The organism is Cellulomonas telluris (assembly GCF_004886325.1).
GTDB lineage: Bacteria > Actinomycetota > Actinomycetes > Actinomycetales > Cellulomonadaceae > Cellulomonas > Cellulomonas telluris.
This window is the reverse complement of record NZ_QXFN01000002.1, coordinates 170,693-194,376: the sequence shown is the minus strand read 5'-3', so window position 1 is coordinate 194,376 and position 23,684 is coordinate 170,693. Positions and strand designations below refer to the sequence as shown.

Here is a 23,684-nt window from a genome sequence, read left to right as displayed (position 1 = left end):
CAGGGTAGGCGCTGCGGGCGCCCGTGCCGAGGGCCCTCCGCCCCTTCCTGCGGCGGCGGGGTGCGCCGGTGCGCTCAGGGCCCGGGGACGCGTGGCACGGGCAGCGGGGCCCACCCGATGTCGGCGCCCTGCAGGACCTGGTGCGCGAGGACGGCGGCGGCGACGAGCGCGAGCACGACGACGACGAGGGCCCCGACCCAGCCGGGCGCCACGCCCGCGAGGACGCGCCGCGCACCGGTGCGGGTCAGGCGGGAGAGCGGTCCGAACCACAGGACGAGGACGACGAGCAGGACGAGCGTCCCCACGGCGGCCGCGCCCTCCGGCCCGCCGGGCGGCTCGCCGGCGACCACGTCGCCGAGCACCCACCGGCCGGACGCGAGCAGCCACCACGCCACCCCGGCGACGATCACCGCGACGCTCGCGGCGACCAGGACCGACGGCAGGAGCCCGAGGACCGCGCGCAGCAGGTGCCACGGCGACGCGACGAGCGCGAGCGGCACGTCCGAGCGGCGCACCCCGGCGCGCTCCCGCCGTCCGTGCATCGACTCCACGGCCGACCCGACGGTCCGGACCAGCACCAGGAGCACCAGCACCACCGCGAGGGTCACCGCGGGGCGGAGCGCCCCGGCGAGGCCGACGAGGAGCGCGAGCGCGAGCAGCGTCCCCCACCGCCGGCGTGCGGGCGGGCGCACGTACCCGGACCCCTCGGCGGCCGGGCCCTCCGACCGCTCGAGGTCGTCCTCCAGCCAGCCGACCCCGTCGCCGTCGTCGGGCCGGTCCGACCACCCGTCCCCGCCGTCGTCCCACCCGTCGTCGTGCCCGCCGTCGTCGTGCCCGCCGTCCTCGTCTCCCGAGCGGTCCGCGGTGAGGACCGCGGTGCGGTCGTCGCGGCCCGCGCCGAGCGGCACGGCGACGGTGCGGCCGTCGTGCACGGGCGGCACGGGCGGGCCGACGGCGGTCGTGCCGGCCGTGCGGGCGGGCAGGACCGTCGTCGCCGCCGCGTCCGGCCCGTCCGGGTCGTCGGCGCGTCCGTCGTCGAGGTCGGCGTCGGGCCCGTCGTCGTCCGGCCCGTCGCCGTCGGGCCCGTCCGTGTCGAGGTCGTCGTCCTGCGTGACCGGGCCGGCGGGCAGGACGGTCGTCGCGGCCGCGTCGGCGCCGCCCGCCGCGAGGGCCGTCGTGGGGACGACGTCCGGCGCGTCCGCGGGCACCGCCGTCGTCGCCACGTCGTCGCGCCCGACCAGCGCGGTCGCGACGTCGTCGGCGTCCTCGCCGTCCGGCGCGTCACCCTCGCCGTCGTCGTCCTCGCCGTCGTCGTCCCGGTTGTCCGCGCCGACGGCGGCCGCACCGCCCGCGAGCGCCGCCAGCACCGCCGCCGCGTCCGACCCGGCCGGGAGCTCGCCCTCGTCGGCCACGACCCGCAGCGCGGCGACGACGTCCTCGGGCGCGAGCCGCTCGGCGGGCACGGGCCGCAGCGCGGCGGAGACCGCCTCCGCCGTGAGCGGGCCGACGCCGGCCAGGTCCACCTCGCCCGACCGGGCACGTGCGAGCACCGCCTCGACCGGCCGGGAGCCGAAGGGGTCGCGCCCGGTCGCGGCGTACGCGAGCAGCGCCGCCCAGCCCCACAGGTCCGTCGCCGGGCCGGGCTCCCCGCCGTCGAGCAGCTCGGGTGCGAGGTAGCCGGGGGTGCCGAGCACGAAGCCAGCGGTCGTCAGGGTGGCGTCGTCGTCCAGGCCCTGCGCGAGCCCGAAGTCGATCAGGACGGGTCCGTCGTCGGTGAGCAGCACGTTCGACGGCTTGAGGTCGCGGTGCACGACGCCCGCCGCGTGGACCGCCGCGAGTGCGGAGCGCAGCCCCTCCGCGAGCGCGAGCAGCTCGTCGGCGTCGAGCGGGCCGTCGGCGCGCACGCGCTCGGTCAGGGTCGCGCCGGGGACGAGCTCGGTGACGATGAACGCCTCGGTGGAGTCCGCCTCGGCGTCGAGCACCGCGGCCACCGACGGGTGCCGCAGCCGCTGCAGCGCGGCGACCTCGCGCAGCAGCCGGGCGCGCACGGCCGCGTCGGCGCCGACGTGCGGGTGCAGCAGCTTGAGGGCGACGGCGGTGCCGCCGCCGTCGACCGCCCGGTACACCGTGCCCATGCCCCCGGACCCGAGGGGGGCGACGACGGTGTACCCGCCGATCTCCGACCCCGGCGTCAGGCCGATCCGCTCCATCTGCCGCACGCTAGCGGGAGCGTCCCCGCACGTGGGGGACGCCACACGCGCGCCGCAGCCCGGGCGGGGGACCCCGTGCACGGCTAGGGTCGGCACCGATCCCGAGGAGTTGATGCGCGTGCCCTCCGACGTGCCCGAGGACGGCTACGACCTGGTCGTCGTGGCCAACCGCCTGCCGGTCGACGTCACCCTGGACGAGTCCGGCGAGCCCACCTGGACGCGGTCCCCCGGCGGTCTCGTGACGGCGCTCGCGCCCGTCATGACGGGCGCCGGCGACGAGGGGGCGTGGGTCGGCTGGGGCGGCTCCCCCGGCCTCGAGCTCGACCCGTTCGTCGTCGACGGCACGCTCCTGGTGCCGGTCGCGCTGTCCGAGACGGATGTCGAGCGCTACTACGAGGGCTTCGCGAACGACACGCTGTGGCCGCTGTACCACGACGTCATCGCGCCGCCGACGTTCCACCGGCAGTGGTGGGACGCCTACCAGCGGGTGAACCGGCGGTTCGCGGAGGCGGCGGCCGGTCAGGCCGCGCGCGGCGGCACGGTGTGGGTGCACGACTACCAGCTCCAGCTCGTGCCGGCGTACCTGCGCGAGCTGCGGCCGGACCTGCGGATCGGGTACTTCCACCACATCCCGTTCCCCCCGCTCGAGATCTTCGCCCAGCTGCCGTGGCGCAAGCAGGTGGTCGAGGGCCTGCTCGGCGCGGACCTCGTCGGCTTCCAGCGCGCGGGCGACGCGTCGAACTTCGTGCGCGTCGTGCGGCGCCTGACGGACCTGACGACGCGCGGGCAGGTCGTGACCACCGCCGAGGGGACGCCGCAGCAGCGGCACGTGCGCGCCGCGGCGTTCCCGATCTCGATCGACTCGGCCGCGTTCGACGCGCTCGCCCGCACCCCCGAGGTGCAGGCGCGCGCGAAGGAGATCCGCGCCGAGCTCGGCGACCCGCAGCACCTGCTCCTCGGCGTCGACCGGCTCGACTACACCAAGGGCATCCGGCACCGCATCAAGGCGTACGGCGAGCTGCTCGAGGACGGCCGCCTGTCGGCGAGCGACACCGTGCTCGTCCAGGTCGCCAGCCCGAGCCGGGAGAACGTCGGCGCGTACCAGCAGCTGCGCGACGAGGTCGAGCTGCTCGTGGGCCGCATCAACGGCGACCACGGCACGGTGGGCCACGCGCCGGTGCAGTACCTGCACCAGTCCTTCCCGATGGAGGAGATGGCGGCGCTCTACCTGGCCGCCGACGTCATGCTCGTCACCGCGCTGCGCGACGGCATGAACCTCGTCGCCAAGGAGTACGTGGCCGCACGCTCCGACGACCGGGGCGCCCTCGTGCTCAGCGAGTTCACGGGTGCGGCGGACGAGCTGGTGGGCGCCGTGCTGGTGAACCCGCACGACATCGCGGGCATGAAGGACGCGATCACGTACGCCGTGCACATGGAGCCCCGCGAGTCCCGCAAGCGCATGCGCCGCCTGCGCCGCCGCGTGCTCGGCCACGACGTCGCAGCGTGGTCCCAGCAGTTCCTCTCCGCGCTGACCGCGGTGCCGGTCCGCGACGCCGCCGGACGCGTCGAGCCGCGCGACCGGGACCAGGACGGCGGTGGGGCCACGGCGCCCGGCCCCGCCCCGCAGTACCAGGACGCGCAGCGCCACGGCGACCCCTACGACGAGGCGGACCGTGATGCCTGAGCCGACGACCACGACCGGGTCCGCGACCGGCCCGCAGGACGCCGACGCGCTCACCGGGCGCCTCGGGGCCGTCCTCGCCGACCCGGCGCGGCGCCCGCTGCTGCTCGCGCTCGACTTCGACGGCACGCTCGCCCCGCTCGTCGACGACCCGATGACGTCGGCGATCCTCCCGGCCGGGGTCGAGGTGCTCGCCGCGCTGGCCGGCCGGCCGGGCGTCGCCCTCGCCCTGGTGTCCGGCCGGGCGATGGCGGACCTGCACGCGCTGGCCGAGGTGCCGCCGGGCACCTACCTGGTGGGCAGCCACGGCGCGGAGCGCGCCCGCGTGACGCCGCACGGGCTGGACCGCGACGTCGTGGAGCTCACCGCCGAGCAGGCGGACCGGCTGGCGGCGCTCGGGGCGCGGGCCGCGGCCGTCGCCCGCGGCCGCGACGGCGTGTGGGTGGAGACGAAGCCGACCGCGGTCGTGGTGCACACGCGGCTCGCGGAGCGCGACGTCGCGGCCGCCGCCGAGCAGGAGGCCCTCGCGCTCGGCGCCGAGCTGGGCACCGGCACGCTGCACGGCAAGGACGTCGTCGAGCTGACGGTGCTGCCGGCCGACAAGGGCAGCGCGCTGCAGGCGCTGCGGCACGAGATCGGCGCACCCGTGGTGCTCTACGGCGGCGACGACGTGACCGACGAGCACGCCTTCGCCGCGCTCGACGCGGACGACCTCACGGTCAAGGTCGGCGCCGGGGCGACGGCCGCGCGCTACCGGGTCCCGGGCCCGGAGGACGTCGTCGCGGTGCTCGCCGCGGTCGAGCGCGCGACGCGCTGACCAGCGCGGGCGGCGCGTCCACCGGACGGGTGGGCGCCGGCGTGCGTCCGGGGGGCGGCCTCCGCCAGGTCCGGACGACCCGGACAGCCCGGACGTGGCGTATGCCATACTGGCGCCGGCCGAGGGGGGTCGTCCCGACCACCCCCGACCTGTGTCAGCGGAGACACCGAGCTCAGCGGGGTGCCACCTGGGACCACGCGTTGACACTCTTCACGACGGATCGTCCGGCACGTACCTGCCGGTGAAGGGAAATGACGGCTCATGGCCACGGTCACTTTCGACAACGCGACCCGGATCTACCCGGGCACCGAGCGTCCCGCGGTGGACGCGCTCAACCTCCACATCGAGGACGGCGAGTTCCTCGTCCTCGTCGGCCCCTCGGGCTGCGGCAAGTCGACCTCGCTGCGCATGCTCGCCGGCCTGGAGGACGTCAACGCCGGCCGCATCCTCATCGGCGACCGCGACGTCACCGACGTCCAGCCGAAGGACCGGGACATCGCGATGGTGTTCCAGAACTACGCGCTGTACCCGCACATGACGGTCGCCGACAACATGGGCTTCGCGCTCAAGATCGCCGGCACCCCGAAGGCGGAGATCCGCACCCGCGTCGAGGAGGCCGCCAAGATCCTCGACCTCACGCAGTACCTCGACCGCAAGCCGAAGGCGCTCTCCGGCGGTCAGCGTCAGCGTGTCGCCATGGGCCGCGCGATCGTGCGCCAGCCGCAGGTCTTCCTCATGGACGAGCCGCTGTCGAACCTCGACGCCAAGCTCCGCGTCCAGACGCGTACGCAGATCGCGTCGCTGCAGCGCCGTCTCGGCGTCACGACGGTCTACGTCACGCACGACCAGACCGAGGCCCTGACGATGGGTGACCGCATCGCGGTCCTCAAGGACGGCATCCTGCAGCAGGTCGGCACGCCGCGGGAGATGTACGACACGCCCGCCAACGTCTTCGTCGCCGGCTTCATCGGCTCGCCCGCCATGAACATCGGGACCTTCCCGGTGCTCGACGGCGCCGCGTCGGTCGGCCAGTCGCGCCTCGCGCTCCCGCGCGACGTCATCGGCCGCATCGCGGACGACGACAAGGGCCACATCACGGTCGGCTTCCGCCCCGAGTCGCTCGACGTCGTGCCGAACGGCACGCCGGACGCGTTCCCGGTGGTCGTCAACATCGTCGAGGAGCTCGGCTCGGACGCCTTCGTCTACGGCTCGCTCACGGACGAGTTCGGCCAGGCGAGCCAGGTCCACTCGGGCGCCGGCGACGCGCAGGTCATCGTGCGCGTCGACCCCCGCCAGGTGCCGGCCAAGGGCGAGTCGATCTACGTGCGGATCCGCCCGAACGAGCAGCACCTGTTCCACGCGGGCTCGGGCGAGCGCCTCTCCGCCTGACGCACCACGCACCACCACGACGAGGCGGGTCCGGTCCCTGACCGGGCCCGCCTCGTCGTGTCTGCCGCGACCTGAGAGGATCGACGCATGACCGGTACGGCCCAGCGTCTGCAGATCACCGCGACGAGCCCGGACCCGGCGCTGCTCGACCTGCCGTGGCACATCCCGCTCGAGGAGTGGCCGACCGAGCACCTCGCCGCGCTCCCCCGCGGCATCTCGCGGCACGTCGTGCGGTTCGCGCGGCTGTCCGGCCGGGTGATCGCGATCAAGGAGATCGGCGAGACCGTCGCGCACCGCGAGTACGAGCTGCTGCGCCAGCTGCGCAAGCTCGACGTGCCGAGCGTCGAGCCGGTGGGCGTCATCACCGGCCGCCGTGCCCCCGACGGGGAGCCGCTCGAGGCGGTGCTCATCACGCAGCACCTGTCGTTCTCGCTGCCGTACCGCGCGCTGTTCAGCCAGTCCCTGCGGCCGGACACCGCGACCCGCCTCATCGACGCGCTCGCGGTGCTCATGGTCCGCCTGCACCTCGCGGGCTTCTACTGGGGCGACGTGTCGCTGTCGAACACCCTCTTCCGCCGCGACGCCGAGACGTTCGCGGCGTACCTCGTCGACGCCGAGACGGGCGACCTGCACGACCGGCTGTCGGTGGGCCAGCGCAGCTACGACCTCGAGGTCGCGCGGGTCAACATCATCGGCGAGCTCATGGACCTGCAGGCCGGGGAGTTCCTCGACGAGGACGCCGACGCGGTCGCCATCGGCGACGCCCTCGCGGAGCGGTACCAGGAGCTGTGGAAGGCGCTCACGGAGGTCGAGTCGTTCGGCTACGGCGAGCGCTGGCGCGTGCAGGCCCGCATCGACCGGCTCAACGACCTCGGCTTCGACGTGGGCGAGCTCGACATCACCACGGACGTCGACGGCACCACCGTGCGGATCCAGCCGAAGGTCGTCGACGCGGGCCACCACTCGCGCCGCCTCATGCGCCTGACGGGCCTGGACGTGCAGGAGAACCAGGCCCGGCGCCTGCTCAACGACCTCGACGAGTTCCGGGCCGCGACGGACCGGCAGGCCGAGGACGAGTCCTTCGTGGCGCACGACTGGCTGACGGACGTCTTCGAGCCCGCCGTGCGCAGCGTGCCCCGCGACCTGCGCACGAAGCTCGAGCCGGCGCAGGTGTACCACGAGCTGCTCGACCACCGGTGGTACCTGTCGCAGCAGCAGCACCGCGACGTGCCGATGAGCGAGGTCGTGAAGAGCTACGTCAAGAACATCCTGCCCAGCCGGCCCGACGAGCAGGCCGTGCTGGGCACCCGCGTGGAGGACCTGCGCGACGCCGACGCGGGGGACGCGCCGCGCGGTGGCGGCGACGACCTCGACCAGCTCATCGGCTGACGCCCGCGGACGGGCCCGGCGCCGGACGCGTCAGGCGGTGCGCTGCCGCGCCACCTCGTACAGGGCGATGCCGGCCGCCACGCCCGCGTTGAGCGACTCCACGGCGGACGCGATCGGGATCGACGCGATCGCGTCGCACTGCTCGCGCACGAGGCGGGACAGCCCCTTGCCCTCGGAGCCGACGACGAGCACGAGCGGGTCGTTCGCGTACGGCAGCTCGCCGAGCGGGACGTCGCCGCCGGCGTCGAGCCCGACGACGAACAGCCCCGCCTGCCGGTACGCCTGCAGCGCGCGCGTGAGGTTGGTGGCCCGCGCCACGGGCACCCGCGCCGCCGCCCCGGCGGAGACCTTCCACGCGGCGGCGGTCACCCCCGCCGACCGCCGCTCGGGCACGAGCACCCCGTGCGCGCCGAACGCCCCGGCCGAGCGCAGCACCGCGCCGAGGTTGCGCGGGTCCGTCACGCCGTCGAGCGCCACGACCAGAGGCGCGGCACCCGCGACGTCGGCGGCGTCCAGCAGGTCGTCGGGCTCCGCGTACGCGTACGGCGGCACCTGGAGCGCGACGCCCTGGTGCACGGCGCCGTCGGTGAGCCGGTCCAGCTCCGCCCGGCCCACCTCGAGGAGCGGGTAGCCCGCCTCGGCGGCGGTCGCGACGATCTCGCGCGTGCGGTCGTCCGCCTCGAGCCGCGACGCCAGGTAGACCGTCGTCACCGGGATGCCGGCGCGCAGGGCCTCGAGGACGGAGTTGCGGCCCGCGACCATCTCGTGCGTGGAGCTCGTCCGGCCGCCGCGGGTGCCGGCCGCGCTGCGGGACGCACCGGCGGTGGGCCGTCCGGACGTGGTCGTTCGCTTCTCGGCGGCGACCTTGCGCTTGTGCGCCGGGTGGTAGACGCGGTCCTCGGCCTTGGGCGTGGGGCCCTTGCCCTCGAGCGCGCGGCGCCGCTGGCCGCCGCTGCCGACGGTGGCGCCCTTCTTGGATCCCGCCTTGCGGGTCGCGCCGCGGCGCGAGGAGTTGCCGGCCATGGAAGCCCTCCGGGTGTGTCGTGGCGGGAACGGGTGGGTGGGGCGCCCCGTGGGGCGCGCCGGGCGGGGTCAGGCGTTCGGACGCAGCGACCAGCGGGCGCCGGTCGGCGAGTCCTCGACCACGACCCCCGCCGCCGTGAGGCGGTCGCGGATCGCGTCGGCGGCCGCGAAGTCGCGGGCCGCCCGCGCCTGGGCACGGGCCTCGAGCTGCGCGGTCACGAGCGCGTCGAGCGCGCGCGCGAGGCGGTCGTCGTCCCCGTGGGACGCCCACTGCGGGCTGCCCGGGTCGAGCCCCAGGACGTCCAGCATCGCACGGAGCCCCACGAGCGAGCGCGTCGCCTCGTCGAGGTCGCCCGCCGCGAGCGCGGAGTTGCCGTCGCGCAGCCACTCGTGCACCACCGCCATGGCGCGGGGCACGTTCAGGTCGTCGTCCATCGCGGCGACGAACTCCTCGGGCAGGTCGGCGGTCGCGACGGCCTCCGCCGGCACCGCCCCGACCCGCTCGCTCGCGCGCTCGACGAAGCCGGCGAGCCGGTCCCAGGTCGCCTCGGCCTCGCGGAGCGTCTCGTCGGTCCACTCGAGCATGGAGCGGTAGTGCACGACCGTCAGCGCGTACCGCACGACGACGGGGCGGACCTTCTCGAGCACCGCCGAGACGAGCAGCCCGTTGCCGAGCGACTTGCTCATCTTGGCGCCGCCCTGGGTGACCCAGCCGTTGTGCAGCCAGTACCGCGCGAAGCCGTACCCCGCGGCGTGCGACTGCGCCTGCTCGTTCTCGTGGTGCGGGAACCGCAGGTCCAGCCCGCCGCCGTGGATGTCGAACGTCTCACCGAGGTACCGGTGGGCCATGGCCGAGCACTCGAGGTGCCATCCCGGGCGGCCGCGCCCGTAGGGGGTGTCCCACGACGCCGTCACCGGCTCCCCCGCCTTGGCGGCCTTCCACAGCGCGAAGTCGTGCGGGTCGCGCTTGCCCCCGGCACGGCCCTCGTCCGGGGAGTCCACCATGTCCTCGAGGCGCTGGTTGGTCAGCTCCCCGTAGGCGGGCCAGGAGCGCACGTCGAAGTAGACGTCCCCCGGTCCCGCGACGTAGGCGTGGCCGCGCTCCACGAGGCGCGCCATGAGCTCGAGCATCGCGGGGACGTGCCCGGTCGCGCGCGGCTCGTACGCGGGCGGGAGCACGCCCAGCGCGTCGTACGCGGCGGTGAAGGCGCGCTCGTTCGTCAGCGCCCACGCCCACCAGGGCTCACCGGCGTCGGCGGCCTTCGCGAGGATCTTGTCGTCGATGTCGGTGACGTTGCGGACCAGCGTGACGCGGGCGCCGGAGCGCCGCAGCCAGCGGACCAGCACGTCGAACGCGACGCCGGACCGGACGTGACCGACGTGCGGGGGCGCCTGCACGGTGGCACCGCACAGGTAGACGCCGACCTCACCCTCGACGAGGGGGACGAAGTCGCGCACCGTCTGGGTGCCGCTGTCGAACAGCCGCAGGGTCACCGGCCCAGGCTACCGGGGCGGACGCGCCCCGGCCGCCGTGCCGGGCGCCGGCGACCCGCCCCCTGAGGGTCGCCGACGCCCGGCACGTCTCAGGCCAGGGCGGTGAGGTTCGGGGCGGTCTGGGCCGCCAGCCGGTGCACGTCCGCCGAGGCGGTCTCGCCGTGGTGGGTCTCCTCCGCGTCACCGGCGCCCTCGAGGCCGTCGGCGGTCGCGTCGGCCGGCTCGTCGACGCTCGGGTCGTCGACGACCGCCTCGAGCCGCGGCGTCGGCGAGGCCAGCCGCGCGAGGTGCTCGGCGAACAGGCGCAGCCCCTCGTACCCCGCCTGGGCGTCGCCGTCGACGAGCCAGGCCAGCGAGAAGCCGTCGATGGCGGCGATGATCGAGCGGGCCACGAGGTGACGCGGCACGAGCCACGTGACGCCGCCGACGCGCTCGACCTCCTCGAGGAAGTGCTCCGCCGCGGCCCAGCTGTTGACGTACTGGTCGACGCCGACCTGGCGCAGCTCCGGGTGGCGCAGCGACGTCGTCGTCAGCTCGTACGTCAGGAGCTGCGGGCCCCGCGTCGCGAGGATGTTGGCCCAGAGGCCGTCGAGGACGCCGAGGATGAGGTCGAGCACCGGCGCCTGGTCCGGCATCTCCGCCATGGCGCGGGCCGTGTTGCGCTCCGTGATGGCGTGCGCCATCGCACGCAGGAGCTCGTCCTTGTCACGGAAGCAGTAGTGGACGACACCGAGGGACACGCCGGCCTCGGCGGCGACCGCACGGACGGTCGTGCCGTCGACGCCGTCGCGGCTCGCGACGGTCAGCGCGGCCTCGATGAGCTGCTCGCGGCGCTCGGCGACGGGCAGTCGGTTCATGGTTCCTCCTCGCGGCGGCGTGCGGCGACCCCCCCGGCCCCGCTGTACGCCCTGCGGACCATCTCATCGATCCGCGTGACGATAGTCAAGCATTTCACGCACTTGTCCTGGACGGCCGGTCAGGACCACCCGTCAGGACGCCACCCGTCCGGTGCTGCGGCCGCGACGGGGCCGGCGTGACCCCCGGGTCGAGGGTCCCACCTGCGGGCCGGCGCTGCGCGCAGAACGGCACGACGACGGGGCGACCGGCGCCGCCCGGCTCGCCGGGACCGGTGCCGGCGGCCTCCGCGCCGCGCGACCCGCGGGCGCACCTGCGGGCACCCCGAGCGTCGTCGCGCGGCCCGTCCCACGGACGACCCCTCCCCGGCCACCAGTCACAGCCGCGGTGGCCGGGACCCCTCGACCGGGTGACGGATCGATGACGTTCCTACGAACGGGTGATGACGCGCCGCTTGGTGGTGCGGGACGGGCGCGTCAGGCTGTCGGTCGTGACGTTCTCTGGTCGTGCAGTCGTGGCCGCGTCGCTCGGGGGGCCGGAGGTGCTGCGCGTGGTGGCGCGGCAGATCCCAGCGCCCGGGCCCGGCGAGGTCGTGGTCGAGGTCGCCGCCGCGGGCGTCAACCCGTGGGACTGGAAGAGCTACGCGCCCGGCTCCGGCGCCCGGCCGCCGGTCCCGCTCGGGCTCGAGGTGGCCGGGGTCGTCCGGGCCGTCGGGTCCGGGGTGCGCTGGTTCTCGCCCGGCGACGAGGTGGTGGCGTGGCCGGTGCGCGGCGGCTACGCCGACCTGGTCACCGTGCGCCAGGAGGTGCTCGTGCGCCGACCCGCCTCGCTCGCCGTCACGGCCGCGGCCGGGCTGCTGTCGGCCGGCGCCGCGGCGCTGCACGCCGTCGTCGCCACGGAGGTGGACGCCGACGAGGTCGTGCTCGTGCACGGGGCGTCCGGCGGGGTCGGACGGATGGCGGTCCAGCTCGCGGTGCTGCGCGGTGCGCACGTCGTGGCCACCGCGTCGCCGGCGTGGCACAGCTGCCTCGCACGCCTGGGTGCCGTCCCCGTCGCCCACGGCCCCGGGCTGCGCGAGCGCGTCGAGGCGGCCGCGGCGGGACTGGGCAAGGTCGTCGCCGCGATCGACGCCGTCGGCACGCCGGAGGCGCTGGACGTGTCCGTCGGCCTCGTCCCCGACCGGCGGCGGGTCGCGACGCTCGTCGCCCTCGACCGGGCGCCGGGGCTCGGCGTCCGCGCGCTGGGGCACGGTCCCGGCGCCGAGCCGGGCACGGACGTGCGGGAGGCGGCGCGCAGCCAGCTGACGGCGCTCGCCGCTGACGGCACCCTCGACGTGCTCGTCACGGGCGCCTACGCGCTCGAGGACGCCGCTCGTGCGCACGAGCGGTCCCGCGCCGGGCACGCCGGCGGCAAGCTCGTGCTCGTCACCGACGCGGCGCAGGCGACGGGCGACCACGAGCCCGTGCACTGACGCGGCACCCCGCCGTCGGAGCCGGGACGGTCAGCGCTCCAGCCAGGGCAGCACGACGTCGGGCGGTGGCGCCAGGGGTGCGGCGGGCTTCGCGCGCTCGTCCACCTGCTGCAGACCCGTGAAGGCCGCCTCGAGCGTCTCGAGCGGGACGCGGTTGCGCTGCCGGACCGGCAGGGCCGGGGTGCGACGCGGCAGGGCCGTGGGCGGGGCGTGGGTGCCCGCAGCCGGCGCGCCGTCGCGCTCGTCGGTGGTGGGGCTCGTCACGCCGCGGAACGGTACCGGCGATTCGCCCGGATCGCGACGTCCGTCCGGCTGGCGGCTCCTGCCCGACCGCGCCGGGCGGGCTCCCGGCCCGTCCTGCTGGTGGGCACCGCCCGGGGCGGAGGACACTCGTCCGGTGCCCCTGCGCCACCGTCTGCTCGCCGTGCTCGTCGCCGTCACGTGGGGCCTGAACTTCCCGGCGATCCACCTCTCGCTCGAGCAGTTCCCGCCGTTCTTCCTCGTCGCGCTGCGCTGGACGCTCATCGCCGTGCCGACCCTGGTCCTCGTGCCGCGTCCGCAGGTCGCCTGGCGGTGGCTCGTGGGCTACGGCCTCGGGTTCGGCGTCCTGCAGTTCGTCTTCCTCTACCTCGCGATGGACACCGGCATGCCCACCGGGCTGGCGTCCCTCGTGCTCCAGTCCTCGGCCCCGTTCACGGTCCTGCTCGCGGCCGTGCTCCTGCGCGAGCGCCTCACGGCCCGCCAGGCGCTCGGCGTCGCGGTCGCGGTCGCCGGGCTCGGCGGTATCGCGGTGCACCGCGCCGGGCTCGAGGGCGGCGCCACCCTGCTGCCGGTGGTGCTGACGCTGTGCGGCGGGCTGGGCTGGGCGTTCGGCAACCTGTGCAACCGGCAGGCGCGGCCGGACTCGCCGTTCCGGCTGATGTTGTGGATGTCCGTCGTGCCGCCGCTGCCGATGCTGGGCCTGGCGTTCGCGCTCGAGGGCCCCGGACGGATCCGGGCGTCGCTCACCGGCCTGACGACGCCGACCGGGCTCGCCGCGGTCGGCGGGCTGCTGTTCACGGTCCTGGTCGCGACCCTCGTGGGCTCCGGCGTGTGGACCTGGCTCATGTCGCACCACCCGTCGAGCGTGGTGGCGCCGTTCTCGATGCTCGTGCCCGTCGTCGGCATCGGGTCGTCGTGGCTCGTCCTCGGCGAGCCGACCGAGCCGGTCGAGCTGCTGCTCGGGACGCTCGTGGTCGGCGGCGTCCTGCTGGGCAGCGTGGCGGCGCAACGCGCCACCGGCGGCGAGGTGCCCGGTCGGGTGGAGGTCAGCCCTCCGGCGCGGTGACCAGCGCGGTCGCGATCGCCGCGACGCCCTCGCCACGCCCCGTGAGCCCCAGCCCGTCCGTCGTCGTCGCGGTCACCGTGACGGACGCCCCGCAGGCCATGGACAGCACCGCCTGCGCCTCCACGCGCCGCGGGCCGAGCTTGGGGCGGTTGCCGATCACCTGGACCGCGACGTTGCCGATGGTGAACCCCGCGCGGCGGACCCGGCGGGCGGTCTCCGCGAGGATCGCGGCGCCCGAGGCGCCCGCCCAGCGGGGGTCGCTCGTGCCGAACTGCGCACCCAGGTCGCCCAGCCCGGCGGCGGACAGCAGGGCGTCGGCCGCCGCGTGCGCCGCCACGTCGGCGTCGGAGTGGCCCGCGAGCGGGGTCTCCCCCGGCCACTCCAGGCCCGCGAGGTGCAGGACCGCGTCGGGAGCGGGGTCGGGGTCGAAGGCGTGGACGTCCACGCCGATGCCGGTGCGCAGGTTCACGGGGCACCTCCGGGGACGGGCGCCGCGTGCAGCGCCTCGGCGAGCACGACGTCGCGCACGGTGGTGATCTTCGCGGCGCGCTCGTCGCCCGGCACCACCCAGACCCGGCCGCCGTCCGCCTCGACCAGCCCCGCGTCGTCCGAGGCCGCGGTCCGCTCGTCACCGGCGCGCCCGGCACCGGCCGCGTGGGCGCGCAGGAGCACGTCCCGCGCGAAGCCCTGCGGCGTCTGCACGGCGCGCAGGACGTCGCGCGGCGGGGTGTCGAGGACCGGCCCGCCGGTCGCGTCCCACGACGCGACGCGCTTGACGGTGTCGACCACGGCCAGCCCGGGCACGACCGCGTCGTGGCCGGCGCGGACGGCGTCGACCACGCGGGCGACGAGCTCCGGCGGCGCGAACGCACGGGCCGCGTCGTGCACGAGCACGACGTCCACGTCGGCCGGCAGCGCGGCGAGGCCGGCGGCGACGGACGCCTGCCGGGTGGCGCCGCCGGGGACGACCGTGACGGGCACGTCCGCGGGGGCCAGGTGGGCGAGCGCGTCGGCGACGGCCGCGAGGTGCTCGGCCGGGGCCGTCACGACGAGTGCCCTGACGCGGGCGCCGTCGGCGGCGCGGGCGTCGAGCAGCGCGCGGGCGGCGTGCGCGACCAGGGGCGCGCCCGCGACCGGGACGAGCGCCTTGGGCAGCACGTGCCCAAGGCGGGAGCCGCTGCCGGCGGCGGTGAGGACGGCGGCGACGGTCATGCGGTGCGGTCCGTGCGTCGTGCGGACAGCAGGAGGTCCGGGTGCGACACGCGCACCCGGACCTCCCGCAGCGTCCTCAGGACGCCAGGACCTCGTCCAGGATGGCCTCGGCCTTCTCCTCCTCGGTGTGCTCGGCGAGCGCGAGCTCCGAGACGAGGATCTGCCGGGCCTTGGCGAGCATGCGCTTCTCGCCGGCCGACAGGCCGCGGTCGGCGTCACGACGCGAGAGGTCGCGGACGACCTCCGCGACCTTGATGACGTCGCCGGACTGGAGCTTCTCGAGGTTCGCCTTGTACCGGCGGGACCAGTTGGTGGGCTCCTCCGTGTACGGGGCGCGCAGCACCTCGAACACGCGGTCGAGGCCCTCCTGGCCGACCACGTCGCGGACGCCGACCAGGTCGACGTTCTCGGCGGGCACCTCGATGGTGAGGTCACCGTGCGCGACCTTGAGCTTGAGGTAGATCTTGTCCTCGCCGCGGATCGTGCGGGTCTTGATCTCTTCGATCTTGGCTGCACCGTGGTGCGGGTAGACGACGGTCTCCCCAACAGTGAAAGTCATCTGCCGGTGTCCCCTTTCGCAGACGTGTATGGTATCACGCCCATTTCCCCCCGAACCCGGCGTCGGGCGCCCGTCCGGATCATGAAACCGCAGGTCAGAGGCGTGCAGGCGACCGGCCGGCGTCCGGCGGACGTCGCGTGGGCGACCAGCGGTGCGGTCCGCGCGGGCTGGGCTCGCCGCCTCCTGCACCCCCGGTAGGCTGGCCACGAGTCCCCCGCGCCCGTGCGCGGCGGGTCGCCGGCAGCCCGGCGACCCGCCGGACGCCTCGGGCGCGACAGTCGAGCAGGAGACACCGTGACCACGCCTCGCCCTCGTGCCGTCCGCACGGCCCGCCGGACGGCCGCCGCCGCCCTCGCGCTCGCGTCCGCCGCCGCGCTCGCCGGCTGCTCCGCCACGAACCAGATCACGACGATCGACGACTACCCGCCGTCCGACGGCGTCGCGATCACCGTCGACGAGGTGCGCGCGCTCAACCTGCTCGTCCTCGCCGAGGAGGAGGGCGGCCCGGGCATCCTGGTCGGCGCGCTCGCCAACAACTCCGGCGAGGACACGAGCGTCACGCTCGCCGTCGAGGGCGCGCAGGCCGTGAACGTCGACGTCCCGAGCTCGGGCACGGTGCTCATGGGCGCGGCAGGGGCCCCTGGGCGCTACCAGACCGTCGAGGTCCCGGTCGCCCAGGTCTCGGCCATCCCCGGCGGGCTGACCACGCTCACCGTCTCCACCCCCGCGGGCGGCAGCGCCGAGGTGCAGGTGCCCGTCATGGACGGGACGCTCGCCGAGTACGCGCCGCTGCTCGAGGCGGTCGGGCAGACCCCCACCCCGTCGGCCACCCCCACCGGGCTGCCCACGCCCGGGCAGACCCAGGAGGCCTCCGAGCCCGAGCAGGGCCAGGACTCCGACCCCGAGGGCGAGGGCGCCCAGGGCCCCGAGCAGACCGAGGGCACCGGCGACGAGGGCTGACCCCCCGCGCACCGAGCGCACGACGAGGGGCGCCCGCCGTACGGCGGGCGCCCCTCGTGCGTCCTGCGGACCGTGCGGCCGCCCGCGAGCCTCCTGCGGGCGGCGCGCGGCGCCGGTCAGCCGAAGCGGCCGGAGATGTAGTCCTCGGTCGCCTGCTCGCGCGGCGAGGAGAACATGGTGGCGGTGTCGTCCATCTCGATGAGCTTGCCGGGCTTGCCGGTGCCGGCGATGTTGAAGAACGCCGTCCTGTCCGAGACGCGCGCCGCCTGCTGCATGTTGTGGGTGACGATGACGATCGTGTAGTCGCTCTTCAGCTCGGCGATGAGGTCCTCGATCGCGAGCGTGGAGATCGGGTCGAGCGCGGAGCAGGGCTCGTCCATGAGGAGCACCTGCGGCTTGACCGCGATGGCGCGCGCGATGCAGAGGCGCTGCTGCTGACCGCCCGACAGGCTCGACCCGGGGCGCTCGAGGCGGTCCTTGACCTCGTTCCACAGGTTCGCGCCGCGCAGCGACTGCTCGACGAGATCCTGCTGCTCGCCCTTCGACATGCGGCGGTTGTTCAGCCGGACGCCCGCGAGGACGTTGTCGGCGATCGACATCGTCGGGAACGGGTTCGGGCGCTGGAAGACCATGCCGATCTGGCGGCGGACCGTCACGGGGTCGACGTCCGACCCGTAGAGGTCCTGGCCGTCCATGAGCGCCTTGCCGGTGACGCGCGCACCCGGGATGACCTCGTGCATGCGGTTGAGCGTGCGCAGGAACGTCGACTTGCCGCAGCCCGACGGGCCGATGAGCGCGGTCGCCTGGCGGGCCTCGATGGCCATCGTGACGCCCTCGACCGCGAGGAAGTCGCCGTAGTAGACGTCGAGGTCCGAGACGTCGATCCGCTTGGACATGGGGAGGGTCCTTTCGTGGTCCGGGGAGGGCCGGCGGGTCAGCGGGCGCCCTTGGGGGCGAACCAGCGGCTGATCAGCCGCGCGAGCAGGTTGAGCAGCATGACGATGAGGATGAGCGTGAGCGCCGCGGCCCAGGCACGGTCGATGCCGGTCCCGCCCTGCTCGTACTGGCGGAACGCGAAGACCGGCAGCGTGGCCATGCGGCCCTCGAACAGGCTCGTGTTCATCTGCGTGACGAGGCCGACGGTCAGGAGCAGGGGCGCGGTCTCGCCGATGATGCGGGCCACGGCGAGCATGACGCCCGTGACGATGCCGGCAGCGGCGGTGCGGAGCACGACCTTGACGATCGTCAGCCACTTCGGCACGCCGAGCGCGTACGACGCCTCGCGCAGCTCGTTCGGGACGAGTCGCAGCATCTCCTCGACCGAGCGGATGACGACGGGCGTCATGAGCAGCGACAGCGCGACGGCGCCCATGATGCCCGCGCGGAACGCCGGCCCGAGGGCGAGCGTGAACACCGCGAAGCCGAACAGGCCGGCGACGATCGACGGGATGCCCGTCATGACGTCCACGAGGAAGGTGATCGCGCGCGCCAGCGGGCCGCGCCCGTACTCGACGAGGTAGATCGCCGTGAGCAGGCCGATCGGCACCGAGATGACCGCCGCCGCGAACGTGATGAGCAGCGTCCCGACGATCGCGTGCGCGATGCCGCCCTCGGTCATGTCGCCGAAGATCCCCACCATGTCCGTGGTGAGGAACGTCCAGCTGAACGACGTCATGCCGCGCGTGACGACGAGCAGCACGAGCGAGACCAGCGGGATGAGCGCGAGCAGGAACGCGCCGGTCACGAGCGTCGTGGCGAGGCGGTCCACCGCGCGGCGGCGGCCCTCGACGACGAACGACGCGACCGTGGCCCCGACCGCGTAGAGGACCGCACCCAGCCCGACGACGCCGGCGACCGTGGGGTTGCCGAGGACCAGCAGCAGGAGGAACGCGGCGACCACGCCGCCCGCGAGGAACGCCCACGTGGCCCAGCGCGGCAGCCGGCCCTGGGCCGGGTCGACGAGGGAGGTGGCGGGGGCCGGAGCGGTGTCGACGGCCATCAGTTGGCTCCCGAGAACTCGGCGCGGCGCGCGATGATCCAGCGCGCGACGAAGTTGACCGCGAACGTGATGACGAACAGCGCGAGGCCCGTCGCGATGAGCGCGCTCACCGACAGCCCGCTCGCCTCGGGGAACTTCGAGGCGATGTTCGCGGCGATGGTCTGGTGCTGCCCCGGCTGGAGCAGGTGGAACGAGTAGAGGAACCCGGGCGAGATGACCATGAGCACCGCCATCGTCTCACCGAGCGCGCGGCCGAGACCGAGCATCGAGGCGCTGATGACGCCCGAGCGCCCGAACGGCAGGACGGCCTGGCGGACCATCTCCCAGCGGGTGGCGCCGAGGGCCAGCGAGGCCTCCTCGTGCAGGCGCGGCGTCTGGAGGAAGACCTCGCGCGAGACCGCCGTGATGATCGGCAGGATCATCACGGCCAGCACGATCGAGGCCGACAGGATGTTCTTGGCCGGCGCCTGGTAGTCCGCGAACAGCGGGATGAACCCGAGCGCGCCGGAGAGCCACTCGAAGAACGGGTCGACGACACCGAGCAGCCACAGCGCGCCCCACAGGCCGTAGACCACCGACGGGATCGCCGCCAGCAGGTCGATCAGGTAGCCCAGGCTCTGCGCGAGCCGGCGGGGTGCGTAGTGCGAGATGAACAGCGCGATGCCGACCGAGACCGGCACGGCTATGAGCAGGGCCAGCACCGAGGCGAGCAGCGTGCCGAAGATCAGGGGCCCGACGTACTCGGCGACGGAGTCGCCGTTGAACCACGAGATGTCGCCGAGCTCCTCGGACGACGCCGTGAGCGCCGGCCAGGCCCGGATGACCAGGAAGACCGCGACGGCGGCGAGCGTCAGGAGGATCAGGACGCCGGCGCCGGTCGACAGGCCGGCGAAGACACGGCTGCCGACGCGCCCGGTCGACGCCGCGCGGACGGCCGCGCCGGCGTCGACCTGCTCGCCGTCGGGGGAGGTCCCGGACCGGCGGGGAGTGGTGGTGAGAGCCACGGGTTCTCCGGTGGGTGGGGAGGGTGGGGAGGGTGGGGCGAGGGGCTCCGGCGTCAGGCGCCGGCCGCCTCGGCACGCAGGGCGGGAGCCGCCCCGGGACCGTGCGTCCCGGGGCGGCTCCCGACCGTCGTGGTCATGCGTGGGGCTCGTGTCAGCCCGCGGTGATGCTGTCGATCGCGGTCTGGACCTCGGCGCGCAGGTCCTCCGAGATCGGGGCGGCACCGGCGACGCTCGGGTCGGCGGCGCGCTCCTGGCCCGCCTCGCTGGCGACGTAGGAGAGGTAGGCCTTCACGTTGTCGGCGTCGGCCTGGTCCTCGTACACCGAGCAGGCGATGTGGTACGAGATGAGGACCAGCGGGTAGGCGCCGGCCTCGGTCGTGGTGCGGTCGAGCTCGACCACGAGGCGGTTCTCCGTGGCGCCCTCGGCGCGCGGCGACGCGTCGACGACCTTCGCGGCGGCCTCGGCGGAGAACGGCACGTACTCCTCGCCGACCTTCAGCGCGACCGTGCCGAGGTCACCGGCGCGGGAGGCGTCGGCGTAGCCGATCGCACCCTCGGCACCCGTCACCGTGTCGATGACGCCCTGCGTGCCCTGGCCGGACTGCCCGCCCGAGATCGGCCAGTCGCCGCTCGGCTCGTGCGGCCACGCGCCCTCGGACGCGGCGGCGAGGTACTCGGTGAAGTTCTCGGTCGTGCCGGACTCGTCCGAGCGGTTGACCGGGATGATGTCGATCGCGGGCAGCTCGACGTCGGGGTTCTCCGCGGCGATCGCCGGGTCGTTCCACGTCGTGATCTCGCGGTTGAAGACCTTGGCGATCGTGGCCGCCGACATGTTGATGTTCTCGGCGTCGACGTCGGGGAGGTTGTAGACGACGGCGATCGGCGAGATGTAGAGCGGGAGCTCGACGGCCTCGCCGCCGACGCAGCGCTCCTCGGCCTGCGTGAGCTCCTCCTCCTTCAGCGCGGCGTCCGAGCCCGCGAACTGCACGGCACCGGCGAGGAACTGCTCACGGCCACCGCCGGAGCCCACCGCGTCGTAGCTGACGGAGACGTCGGGGTACTGCTCGTTGAAGCCGGCGATCCAGCCGGCGACGGCCTTCTCCTGGGACGACGCCCCGGCGCCGGCGAGCGAACCGCTCAGCTCGGCGGGAGCCTCGTCACCGGAACCCGCGGTGCCCGCGGGCTCCTCGGCGTTGCCACCGGAGCTGCACGCGGCCAGGGTCAGCGCCAGAGCGCCGGTGAGGGCGACGGCACCGAGACGGTTGCGAGGGGAGAGCTTCACTGTGACCCATCCTGTCGATCCGCGCGCACCGGTCGGTGCGCGGCCGATGCCGACGGTAGGGACGCGAGGTGACCGAGACGGCGGTGCTCGGTGAACCCCGGATGAACGCTGGTCGACCGAACGACCGTCCAGGATGCGCACGAGACGCGGGTCACGTACCGGACGGGCGTCACCGTGACGCGGGCCACGCCGGCGCCCGGCCCGGCCGGCGCGGGCGCCGGCGCGCTGCTCACTCGTCCGGCGTGTCCGACAGCTTGTAGCCCAGGCCGCGCACGGTCGTCAGCAGCGTCGGCGCGGACGGGTCGGGCTCGATCTTGGCGCGGATGCGCTTGACGTGGACGTCGAGGGTCTTGGTGTCGCCGACGTAGTCCGACCCCCACACCCGGTCGATGAGCTGACCGCGCGTGAGGACGCGGCCGGGGTTGCGCAGCAGCAGCTCGAGCAGCTCGAACTCCTTGAGCGGGAACGGCACGAGCGTCCCGTCCACGTGCACCGTGTGCCGGTCGACGTCCATGCGGACCCCGGCGAGCTCGAGCACGCCGTCGTCGCCGCCCTCCTCCCCGTCCACGGCGGGACGCGCCGTCTCGCGGCGGCGCAGGACGGCGCGGATGCGGGCGAGCAGCTCGCGCGACGAGTACGGCTTCGTCACGTAGTCGTCGGCGCCGAGCTCGAGGCCCACGACCTTGTCGATCTCGTCGTCCTTCGCGGTCAGCATGATCACCGGCACGTCGGACTCCAGCCGCAGCCGGCGGCACACCTCGGTGCCGGGCAGCCCCGGCAGCATGAGGTCGAGCAGCACGAGGTCGGCCCCGCCCTCGGCGAAGCGCTCGAGCGCGGCGGGGCCGGTGGCGGCGGTGACGACGTCGTAGCCCTCGCGGGTCAGCTGGTAGGCGAGGGGGTCGCGGTAGGACTCCTCGTCCTCCACGAGCAGGATGCGGGTCACGGGGTGCTCCTGGGCGTCGGCCGGGCGGGCGTGCCGTCCGGCGGGGTCGCCGGCACGGCCGGCGGGGTGGGGACAGGGGTCGCCTCGCCGGCGCGGTCGTCCGCGACCGGCAGGCGCAGGGTGAACGTGGAGCCGCGGCCGGGCTGGGACCAGACGGAGACGTCCCCGCCGTGGTCCGCCGCGACGTGCTTGACGATCGACAGGCCGAGGCCGGTGCCGCCGGTGTCGCGCGAGCGCGCGGGGTCGACACGGTAGAACCGCTCGAACACGCGCTCCTGGTCGGCGGGGTCGATGCCGATCCCCTCGTCGACCACCGCGATCTCGACGAGCTCGCCGCGGCGCTCGACGCCGACGCCCACGTGCGTGCCCTCCGGCGAGTACGCGACGGCGTTGTCCAGCAGGTTGCGGACCGCGGTGACGAGCAGGTTGTGGTCGCCGAAGACCAGGACCCCGCTCGCACCGCCGGCGGACAGCCGCACGTGCTTGGCGTCCGCGCCCGTGCGGGCCCGGTCCAGCGCCTCGGCCACGACGTCGTCGACGCGCACCGGCGCGAGCTCCTCGAGCGCACCGGTCGCCTGCAGGCGGGAGAGCTCGATGATCTCGTGCACGAGCGCGGACAGGCGCTGCGCCTCCGCCTGCATCCGGCCCGCGAACCGGCGCACCGCGTCGGGGTCGTCCGCCGCGTCCTGCACCGTCTCGGCCAGCAGCGACAGCGCGCCGATCGGGGTCTTCAGCTCGTGCGAGACGTTGACGACGAAGTCCCGGCGGATCGCCTCCAGACGACGCGCCTGCGTCAGGTCCTCCGCGAGCAGCACCACGTGCTCCGGCGTCACCTGCGCGACGCGGACCTGCACGAGCAGGCGCCCCGGGCCCACGGGCCCGCGCGGCACGTCGACCTCCTCGTCACGGATCACGCCGTCGCGGCGCACCGCCGCGACGAGGTCCCGCATCGCGGCGTGCACCAGGCGCCCCTCCCGCACCAGCCCCAGGGCGTGCGCCGGCGGGCTCGCCCGCACGACGTGGTCCCCCGGGTCGAGCACGATCGCGGCCGACCGGAGCACCGCGAGCGTGCGGACCAGGCCGTCGTCGAGCTCCGGCTCCGGTTGCGGCGGCACGGAGTGCTGCACACGCTCGCTCCAGCGAAACGCACCCACGGCGAACGCGCCGACGAGCACCCCCAGCGCCCCGGCCACCAGCGGCGCGAGGCCGTCCATCCACTCCACGCGCCCACAGTAGGCCGACGCCCGGGGACGATCCGGCCACGCCCGACCGCGGACGCCCGACGGCCTCCGGCTGTTCACCTCTGCGGTGGCAGACGTTCACCGGGCCGTGCGACGGTGTGGGCCGCACCGCGCACCTGCGCGCAGAGAGGGAGCACATGCGGGACATCTTCGAGGCCGAGCTCAAGCAGCTCGGCGAGGACCTGGTGGCCATGAGCGGCCGGGTCGAGCAGGCCGTGAGCAACGCGGGGGTCGCCCTGCTGACGGCCGACCTGCGGCTCGCGGAGTCCGTCATCGCCGACGACCTCGCGATCGACGCGCTCGAGCGGGACCTGGACGACCGCTGCGTCCGGCTGCTCGCGCAGCAGCAGCCCGTCGCCACCGACCTGCGGGTCGTCGTCTCGGCGCTGCGCATGAGCGCGTCCCTGGAGCGCATGGGCGACCTCGCCCGGCACGTCGCCCAGGTCGCCCGTGCGCGCTACCCGCGCGTCGCCGTGCCGGACGAGTGCACCGCCGTGTTCACGCAGATGCAGGACGCCGCCGTGCGCGTCGCCCGCCGCACGACGACGCTGCTCGAGACGCGTGACATGGCGCTCGCCGAGAGCATCGAGCAGGACGACGACCTGCTCGACCAGCTGCACACGGACACCTTCACGGCGATGCTCTCCGGCTCGTGGTCGTACGACGTGCAGGAGACGATCGACGTCACGCTGCTCGGCCGCTACTACGAGCGGTTCGGCGACCACGCCGTCTCCGTCGCCCGTCGCGTCGTCTACCTCGTCACCGGGGACACCGCGCACGTGCAGGACCCCGCAGCGCTCCGTCCGGCCTGAGCCGGCACCCTTCCTC

General features: G+C 75.0%; 22 protein-coding genes. 8 read left to right on the top strand and 14 right to left on the bottom strand.

The window, feature by feature from the left end:
• Window positions 1-74: 74 nt before the first annotated feature.
• Entirely contained in the window at window positions 75-2,210 is a 2,136-nt protein-coding gene (locus tag FB586_RS19705) for a serine/threonine-protein kinase (protein ID WP_187697848.1), read from the bottom strand.
• Between the two features lie 112 nt (window positions 2,211-2,322).
• Here FB586_RS19705 and FB586_RS06195 point away from each other — a divergent pair, with 112 nt between their 5' ends.
• The 4 genes from FB586_RS06195 (at window position 2,323) to FB586_RS06180 (ending at window position 7,486) form a co-directional block, all read left to right on the top strand.
• Window positions 2,323-3,894: an alpha,alpha-trehalose-phosphate synthase (UDP-forming) gene (locus FB586_RS06195; protein ID WP_136518470.1), complete on the top strand. Its 1,572-nt coding sequence runs from the start codon at window positions 2,323-2,325 to the stop codon at window positions 3,892-3,894.
• On the top strand, window positions 3,887-4,708 hold the full coding sequence (gene otsB / locus FB586_RS06190) for a trehalose-phosphatase (protein ID WP_136518469.1): 822 nt from the start codon (window positions 3,887-3,889) through the stop codon (window positions 4,706-4,708). The genes FB586_RS06195 and otsB overlap by 8 nt, the downstream gene beginning before the upstream one ends.
• Before the next feature lie 261 nt (window positions 4,709-4,969).
• Entirely contained in the window at window positions 4,970-6,097 is a 1,128-nt protein-coding gene (locus FB586_RS06185) for an ABC transporter ATP-binding protein (RefSeq protein WP_136518468.1), read from the top strand.
• 87 nt (window positions 6,098-6,184) lie between these two features.
• Window positions 6,185-7,486, top strand: coding sequence for a DUF4032 domain-containing protein (locus tag FB586_RS06180; RefSeq protein ID WP_136518467.1), 1,302 nt, complete (start codon window positions 6,185-6,187; stop codon window positions 7,484-7,486).
• Between the two features lie 30 nt (window positions 7,487-7,516).
• On the opposite strand, the gene rlmB is transcribed toward FB586_RS06180, so the two are convergent.
• The 3 genes from rlmB to FB586_RS06165 form a co-directional block, all read right to left on the bottom strand.
• Window positions 7,517-8,509, bottom strand: a complete 993-nt coding sequence (gene rlmB / locus FB586_RS06175) for a 23S rRNA (guanosine(2251)-2'-O)-methyltransferase RlmB (RefSeq protein WP_136518466.1) — start codon at window positions 8,507-8,509, stop codon at window positions 7,517-7,519.
• A gap of 69 nt (window positions 8,510-8,578) precedes the next feature.
• Window positions 8,579-10,003, bottom strand: coding sequence for a cysteine--tRNA ligase (cysS, locus tag FB586_RS06170; RefSeq protein WP_136518465.1), 1,425 nt, complete (start codon window positions 10,001-10,003; stop codon window positions 8,579-8,581).
• A gap of 89 nt (window positions 10,004-10,092) precedes the next feature.
• Complete coding sequence (locus FB586_RS06165; protein ID WP_136518464.1) at window positions 10,093-10,860, bottom strand: TetR/AcrR family transcriptional regulator; 768 nt, start codon at window positions 10,858-10,860, stop codon at window positions 10,093-10,095.
• 440 nt (window positions 10,861-11,300) lie between these two features.
• Here FB586_RS06165 and FB586_RS06160 point away from each other — a divergent pair, with 440 nt between their 5' ends.
• Entirely contained in the window at window positions 11,301-12,329 is a 1,029-nt protein-coding gene (locus FB586_RS06160; RefSeq protein WP_187697847.1) for an alcohol dehydrogenase catalytic domain-containing protein, read from the top strand.
• Between the two features lie 30 nt (window positions 12,330-12,359).
• On the opposite strand, the gene FB586_RS06155 is transcribed toward FB586_RS06160, so the two are convergent.
• The gene (locus tag FB586_RS06155; protein WP_136518462.1) at window positions 12,360-12,593 is read right to left on the bottom strand and encodes a hypothetical protein; all 234 of its coding nucleotides are present in this window, start codon (window positions 12,591-12,593) and stop codon (window positions 12,360-12,362) included.
• 133 nt (window positions 12,594-12,726) lie between these two features.
• Between FB586_RS06155 and FB586_RS06150 the strand changes: the two genes are divergently transcribed.
• Window positions 12,727-13,656: an EamA family transporter gene (locus tag FB586_RS06150; RefSeq protein ID WP_136518461.1), complete on the top strand. Its 930-nt coding sequence runs from the start codon at window positions 12,727-12,729 to the stop codon at window positions 13,654-13,656.
• On the opposite strand, the gene ispF is transcribed toward FB586_RS06150, so the two are convergent.
• The 3 genes from ispF to FB586_RS06135 form a co-directional block, all read right to left on the bottom strand.
• Window positions 13,637-14,125 carry a 2-C-methyl-D-erythritol 2,4-cyclodiphosphate synthase gene (gene ispF / locus FB586_RS06145; RefSeq protein WP_136518460.1) on the bottom strand — a complete coding sequence of 163 codons (489 nt, stop codon included), beginning with the start codon at window positions 14,123-14,125 and terminating at the stop codon, window positions 13,637-13,639. The two genes, FB586_RS06150 and ispF, sit on opposite strands and share 20 nt — an antisense overlap.
• Window positions 14,122-14,868 (bottom strand): 2-C-methyl-D-erythritol 4-phosphate cytidylyltransferase, encoded by a 747-nt coding sequence (gene ispD, locus FB586_RS06140; protein WP_136518459.1) that lies wholly within the window; start codon window positions 14,866-14,868, stop codon window positions 14,122-14,124. The genes ispF and ispD overlap by 4 nt, the downstream gene beginning before the upstream one ends.
• 76 nt (window positions 14,869-14,944) lie before the next feature.
• Entirely contained in the window at window positions 14,945-15,427 is a 483-nt protein-coding gene (locus FB586_RS06135; protein ID WP_136518458.1) for a CarD family transcriptional regulator, read from the bottom strand.
• A 294-nt stretch (window positions 15,428-15,721) separates the two neighbouring features.
• Between FB586_RS06135 and FB586_RS06130 the strand changes: the two genes are divergently transcribed.
• Window positions 15,722-16,387 (top strand): hypothetical protein, encoded by a 666-nt coding sequence (locus FB586_RS06130; protein WP_136518457.1) that lies wholly within the window; start codon window positions 15,722-15,724, stop codon window positions 16,385-16,387.
• A gap of 116 nt (window positions 16,388-16,503) precedes the next feature.
• Here the strand turns inward: FB586_RS06130 and pstB are convergent, their stop codons facing one another.
• The 6 genes from pstB to FB586_RS06100 form a co-directional block, all read right to left on the bottom strand.
• A complete protein-coding gene (gene pstB, locus FB586_RS06125) occupies window positions 16,504-17,283 on the bottom strand; it encodes a phosphate ABC transporter ATP-binding protein PstB (RefSeq protein WP_136518456.1) in 780 nt (259 codons plus the stop codon).
• Between the two features lie 38 nt (window positions 17,284-17,321).
• Window positions 17,322-18,386 carry a phosphate ABC transporter permease PstA gene (gene pstA / locus FB586_RS06120; RefSeq protein ID WP_136518455.1) on the bottom strand — a complete coding sequence of 355 codons (1,065 nt, stop codon included), beginning with the start codon at window positions 18,384-18,386 and terminating at the stop codon, window positions 17,322-17,324.
• Window positions 18,386-19,390: a phosphate ABC transporter permease subunit PstC gene (gene pstC, locus FB586_RS06115; RefSeq protein ID WP_136518453.1), complete on the bottom strand. Its 1,005-nt coding sequence runs from the start codon at window positions 19,388-19,390 to the stop codon at window positions 18,386-18,388. The genes pstA and pstC overlap by 1 nt, the downstream gene beginning before the upstream one ends.
• Window positions 19,391-19,541: 151 nt before the next feature.
• Window positions 19,542-20,672: a phosphate ABC transporter substrate-binding protein PstS gene (pstS, locus tag FB586_RS06110; protein WP_136518452.1), complete on the bottom strand. Its 1,131-nt coding sequence runs from the start codon at window positions 20,670-20,672 to the stop codon at window positions 19,542-19,544.
• A 229-nt stretch (window positions 20,673-20,901) separates the two neighbouring features.
• The gene (locus FB586_RS06105) at window positions 20,902-21,615 is read right to left on the bottom strand and encodes a response regulator (RefSeq protein WP_136518451.1); all 714 of its coding nucleotides are present in this window, start codon (window positions 21,613-21,615) and stop codon (window positions 20,902-20,904) included.
• Window positions 21,612-22,829 (bottom strand): sensor histidine kinase, encoded by a 1,218-nt coding sequence (locus tag FB586_RS06100; RefSeq protein ID WP_136518919.1) that lies wholly within the window; start codon window positions 22,827-22,829, stop codon window positions 21,612-21,614. The genes FB586_RS06105 and FB586_RS06100 overlap by 4 nt, the downstream gene beginning before the upstream one ends.
• A 164-nt stretch (window positions 22,830-22,993) precedes the next feature.
• Here FB586_RS06100 and phoU point away from each other — a divergent pair, with 164 nt between their 5' ends.
• The gene (phoU, locus tag FB586_RS06095; RefSeq protein WP_136518450.1) at window positions 22,994-23,668 is read left to right on the top strand and encodes a phosphate signaling complex protein PhoU; all 675 of its coding nucleotides are present in this window, start codon (window positions 22,994-22,996) and stop codon (window positions 23,666-23,668) included.
• The last annotated feature ends 16 nt before the right edge of the window (window positions 23,669-23,684 follow it).

What these genes read in the sequence shown, in the direction of transcription:
- otsB (WP_136518469.1), top strand. Translation starts at nt 3,887, where the DNA reads ATGCCTGAGCCGACGACCACGACCGGGTCCGCGACCGGCCCGCAGGAC.
- pstB (WP_136518456.1), bottom strand. Translation starts at nt 17,283, where the DNA reads ATGTCCAAGCGGATCGACGTCTCGGACCTCGACGTCTACTACGGCGAC.
- pstA (WP_136518455.1), bottom strand. Translation starts at nt 18,386, where the DNA reads ATGGCCGTCGACACCGCTCCGGCCCCCGCCACCTCCCTCGTCGACCCG.
- phoU (WP_136518450.1), top strand. Translation starts at nt 22,994, where the DNA reads ATGCGGGACATCTTCGAGGCCGAGCTCAAGCAGCTCGGCGAGGACCTG.
- FB586_RS06100 (WP_136518919.1), bottom strand. Translation starts at nt 22,829, where the DNA reads ATGGACGGCCTCGCGCCGCTGGTGGCCGGGGCGCTGGGGGTGCTCGTC.
- FB586_RS06195 (WP_136518470.1), top strand. Translation starts at nt 2,323, where the DNA reads ATGCGCGTGCCCTCCGACGTGCCCGAGGACGGCTACGACCTGGTCGTC.
- FB586_RS06160 (WP_187697847.1), top strand. Translation starts at nt 11,301, where the DNA reads ATGACGCGCCGCTTGGTGGTGCGGGACGGGCGCGTCAGGCTGTCGGTC.
- ispD (WP_136518459.1), bottom strand. Translation starts at nt 14,868, where the DNA reads ATGACCGTCGCCGCCGTCCTCACCGCCGCCGGCAGCGGCTCCCGCCTT.
- FB586_RS06165 (WP_136518464.1), bottom strand. Translation starts at nt 10,860, where the DNA reads ATGAACCGACTGCCCGTCGCCGAGCGCCGCGAGCAGCTCATCGAGGCC.
- FB586_RS06185 (WP_136518468.1), top strand. Translation starts at nt 4,970, where the DNA reads ATGGCCACGGTCACTTTCGACAACGCGACCCGGATCTACCCGGGCACC.
- FB586_RS06135 (WP_136518458.1), bottom strand. Translation starts at nt 15,427, where the DNA reads ATGACTTTCACTGTTGGGGAGACCGTCGTCTACCCGCACCACGGTGCA.
- FB586_RS19705 (WP_187697848.1), bottom strand. Translation starts at nt 2,210, where the DNA reads ATGGAGCGGATCGGCCTGACGCCGGGGTCGGAGATCGGCGGGTACACC.
- rlmB (WP_136518466.1), bottom strand. Translation starts at nt 8,509, where the DNA reads ATGGCCGGCAACTCCTCGCGCCGCGGCGCGACCCGCAAGGCGGGATCC.
- FB586_RS06180 (WP_136518467.1), top strand. Translation starts at nt 6,185, where the DNA reads ATGACCGGTACGGCCCAGCGTCTGCAGATCACCGCGACGAGCCCGGAC.